Raw genomic sequence first — 4,282 nt, forward strand, 5'->3', positions numbered from 1 at the left:
GCGTTTACCGGGTCAGACCATCTGGATGCGCATATTACCGTGCCTCCAGGGACGAGCGCCTTTGATGCAGCACTTCCGAGTGATGTGTATCAGTTTCAATGGGATACGTTTTCAGAGGCAGCCATCGATGGTGGCGCATCCCGGATCTATGGCGGGATTCACTTTAGCGATGGTAACGTTGATGGGCTCAGCGCCGGCGCCACCATCGGCGCGGATGCCTACGCACTTGCGGTAGACTTTGCCAACGGCACCGCACAGCCAGAACAACAGCCCTTCTTCGATGAGTTTTTCATCGCCTGAACGCTGTTCTGCCATGTGACGCGGCCCGACGCGGTCCTATGGATCCGATGGCTTGATCCTCATGAGCAGGCTTTGCGAACAGTCGCTTTGGGCCTGGTAGTCGCAGCCGGCACGCGACGCCATATGCTCGAGGATGTCACGGGCCAGCTTGATGCGTTCAAATGGTCCGAGGATAGCGCCGGTGCTTGTGTTGCAAGGCGCTGTCTTCCCCTCGTGCACGGCGCTGATATGGATCTTCCCTGCGTCTTCATCCGAGGCTCGAATGGTGATGTTTGTCGCGGCATCTCCTGCGGACATACGGGCGATTTCCAGCATGGAGAACATCAATTGGATGAGCATCTCGCTTTGTGCAGGGCCGATGGGCAAATTCGGCCCCTCGCAATGAATATCCAGCGTGTTACCGGTGTTTGTGAACATGAATTCGAACCGCTTTTGCAGCTCTGTTGCCAAGCCCTGCAGATTCGTTGGCAAGCCGGTTGGAAGCGAGGCCTCGGCTTCAAGGGCGCTGAAGGCGACCACGCGCTCGACGCGCAATTGCATCCATTGCAGCGCTTCCTGGCGCGCCTTCTCCAGCCCTGCGGCAAGAGATGGGTCCTCGCGCGATGCCATGGCGATGCCCTGCAAGGCGTTCAATGGATTTCTTAGATCGTCGCTCACCATGTCCAGAAAGCGCAGCTTGATGGTGTTCGATCGTTGCAGGGGCCGGATCAGCAGCCAGTAGAACACAGGCGCCATGATGCAGAACAACAGCGCTGAATCCAGGATGGCCTCACCCCATATGGCCTGCGTCAGCCACGGCATCCGTTCCTCGAGTTTGGCTAGACCCAGCATGATGCAAAGCTCAGCCCCAACGAGTGTGACCAAAACAATAAAGACTTTGCTGAGCGAAATATCACGAGACATGGTCAGTTTGGATGTTCGGAAGGGACAGGATCGCTTGCCCGGGCGTTTTGCCGCGCGGGGGGTGTGCTTTGTGCTGTCGCGATGACTGCGGAGATGATCCCGAGAATTTGCGTTCATGGGCATCGCCCCGGTTCTTGAGGCGCATATGGAGCGCTGGTCTACCGCTTCATAATCGCTACCAGGTTCCGAATCGCACATCCATGATTTTTGGCATGTCGGGAGCAGCAGGACAGCACATGGCTGCGGAGTCAGGCTAAAGTCCAAGGTCTTGCCGGACCATGGGCTACTAGTGTGTCACATGATTAAAGACGCTTTGAACACAATTATAACGCGTTGCCGCAGCTGTGCCTTGATTTGGATCAATTTTGGTCATGTGGAGTCACATGCAAAATCATTTAATATCAAATGTATAGGTGTACATTCATGAGAAATGTGACGGTCTCACGGGATGTTCCTACTTAGGGGTGAGGCGAATCGCGACATTCGCCCTTGATACAAAAGTCTCCCAACTCTCCAAAGATAGTTCGGAATCAATGGGGTGGAGTGGGATAAGGCCCGAGACATTTCTGGGGTAAACGGAAATCTTGACTGACTTGGGAACCAGCGCCGTCACCGCTTCTGCTGCGGGCGCTCCGAACTTTGGGGACGAACATGTATAAAACGATGGTGATTTGCGATCACACATTCACGCGTGCAGGGTTCACGCATCTGATTGAGCCGTGCGCTGGCTTTGATTTGCAAGCGGCTGCTGCCTTCAGCCCTGAAATCGTTGAGACATGTGCCCGCGATGGATATGAGGTGGTGATTGTTGATCTGGGCTCACTGGACCAGCCACTGAAGGTTCTGCGCGCGTTCCGTAAGTCATGTGACATGGTTCGAATTCTCGCCTTCTGCTCCGAAAGAGGAATAGACATGGCGGTTGAAGCGCTGGATGCGGGCGCCTCTGGCATCCTGACCTATAACAGCGAAATGTCTGATCTGCGTGTCGCCGCGCGTCGCGTCATGAACGGCGACAACTACGTGCAGCCCGACATGGCGATGGATATCTTCGCCAAGCTGCGCCAGGCCGAAGCCAAGCGCAAACAGGCCGAGCGCCTGCGCCTCACGGCCCGCGAAAGCCAGGTGGTACGCCATCTGATGCAGGGCATGACCAACGGCCAGATCTCGGCCGAGCTCAACATCAGCGAGAAGACCGTCAAGCATTACGTCGGCTCTCTCAAGGACAAGTTCGGCGCCGCCAACCGCCTCGAAGTGGTTCTCGAAGCGCAGCGTCTCGGAGTCTGATCCCGGTTTCGGGGGAGGCCGCCCGGCGCTCCCGCTCCAGAGTGGCCCGGCCATGGTTCCCTACGGCCCGGCCATTCAGCGGCGTGTACGTGGTGGCGTCTCAGGCATCCATGGACGCGCCGCGCCCAGGCCCCTCTTGTCCGCCCCCATGTCCCCGCAAACCCTCTGTCTCGGCCCCGGCGCGCGTCGCCCGGGGCCGGTTGTTCATGATCTTCCCATGCGCCGGCCTGCCCGGTCCGGGTTGGACCTTGGTACGAATTTCGTTTGGACCTTCTCATCTGTGGTCCGGCCCGCAGCGCCGTTAGCTTTCCCGCACATCAACGGATCAGTTTAAGTTGCGCAGGAAGGCCAGCATGTCACAGCAAAAAATCATATCTCGACCGAGCTGCTCAGGCTGTCTTGGCTGCCACCGCGGCCGCGACTTTCATCTCGACGCGGCCCTCGACCGCCTGCATAAGGAAGGCCGCTACCGGACCTTCATCGACATCGAGCGCCGCAATGGCCAGTTTCCGCATGCCACATGGCGCCGTCCCGACGGCACCGAGCAGCCGATCACCGTCTGGTGCGGCAATGACTATCTGGGCATGGGACAGCACCCCGAGGTCCTGTCGGCCATGCACGAGGCGCTGGACGCCACCGGCGCGGGCTCGGGCGGGACGCGCAACATTTCCGGCACCACGGTCTATCACAAGCGGCTCGAGGCCGAACTGGCCGACCTGCACGGCAAGGAAGCGGCGCTTTTGTTCACATCGGCCTATATCGCGAATGACGCGACATTGAGCACGCTGCCCAAATTGTTCCCGGGTCTGATCATCTATTCGGACGCGCTCAACCACGCCTCGATGATCGAGGGGGTGCGCCGCAATGGCGGGGCCAAGCGCATCTTCCGCCACAACGACATGGACCACCTGCGCGAGCTGCTGGCGGCGGATGATCCGTCGGCGCCCAAGCTCATCGCCTTCGAATCGGTCTATTCGATGGATGGCGATTTCGGCCTGATCGAGGCGATCTGCGACCTGGCCGACGAGTTCGGCGCGCTGACCTATATCGACGAGGTGCACGCGGTGGGCATGTATGGCCCGCGCGGCGCCGGCGTGGCCGAGCGTGACCGGCTCATGCACCGGATCGACATCATCAACGGCACGCTGGCCAAGGCCTATGGCGTGATGGGCGGCTATATCGCGGCCAGCGCCAAAATGTGTGACGCGGTGCGCAGTTACGCGCCGGGCTTCATATTCACGACCTCGCTGCCGCCCGCCGTGGCGGCGGGGGCTGCGGCCAGTGTGGCGCATCTCAAGCGCGACGGGTCGCTGCGCGAGGCGCACCAGACGCAGGCGAAGATCCTCAAGACACGGCTCAAGGGGCTGGGCCTGCCGCTGATCGACCACGGCAGCCATATCGTGCCGGTGATCGTGGGCGATCCGGTCCACACCAAGAAGCTGAGCGACATGCTGCTGGAAGGCTACGGCATCTACGTGCAGCCGATCAACTTCCCCACCGTGCCGCGTGGCACCGAACGTCTGCGCTTCACCCCGTCGCCGGTGCACGGCCCGCGCGAGATGGACGCGCTTGTCGGTGCCATGGACGCCCTCTGGAGCCATTGCGCGCTCAACCGGATCGACCTTGTCGGCTGACAGCCGCCCCGTCACAGGAAAGGAGCCTGACCGATGCACTGGATCACGCGAGGCGCCGTTGTCGCCACCGTTGGAGTAGCCCCCTGAAAGTGGTCCGCCAACTGGGATAGTTTTGTCCCGCGAATTGGAGGATCAGCGATGGCTGGGAAACGAGAGAAACC

General features: G+C 60.0%; 3 protein-coding genes and 1 pseudogene. 3 read left to right on the forward strand and 1 reads right to left on the reverse strand.

Annotated elements, in window-relative coordinates:
- Window positions 1-300, forward strand: a pseudogene (locus tag QZ498_RS16995) (calcium-binding protein); the annotation flags it as partial.
- A gap of 36 nt (window positions 301-336) precedes the next feature.
- Here the strand turns inward: QZ498_RS16995 and QZ498_RS17000 are convergent.
- A complete protein-coding gene (locus tag QZ498_RS17000; protein ID WP_294624402.1) occupies window positions 337-1,203 on the reverse strand; it encodes a histidine kinase dimerization/phospho-acceptor domain-containing protein in 867 nt (288 codons plus the stop codon).
- Window positions 1,204-1,854: 651 nt separating this feature from the next.
- On the opposite strand from QZ498_RS17000, the gene QZ498_RS17005 reads away from it, so the two are divergent.
- Window positions 1,855-2,487: a response regulator transcription factor gene (locus QZ498_RS17005; RefSeq protein WP_294624404.1), complete on the forward strand. Its 633-nt coding sequence runs from the start codon at window positions 1,855-1,857 to the stop codon at window positions 2,485-2,487.
- Window positions 2,488-2,840: 353 nt separating this feature from the next.
- Window positions 2,841-4,121, forward strand: coding sequence for a 5-aminolevulinate synthase (gene hemA, locus QZ498_RS17010; protein ID WP_294624406.1), 1,281 nt, complete (start codon window positions 2,841-2,843; stop codon window positions 4,119-4,121).
- Window positions 4,122-4,282 lie beyond the last annotated feature (161 nt).

It is taken from the genome of uncultured Roseovarius sp. (assembly GCF_913057115.1).
Classification (GTDB): domain Bacteria; phylum Pseudomonadota; class Alphaproteobacteria; order Rhodobacterales; family Rhodobacteraceae; genus Roseovarius.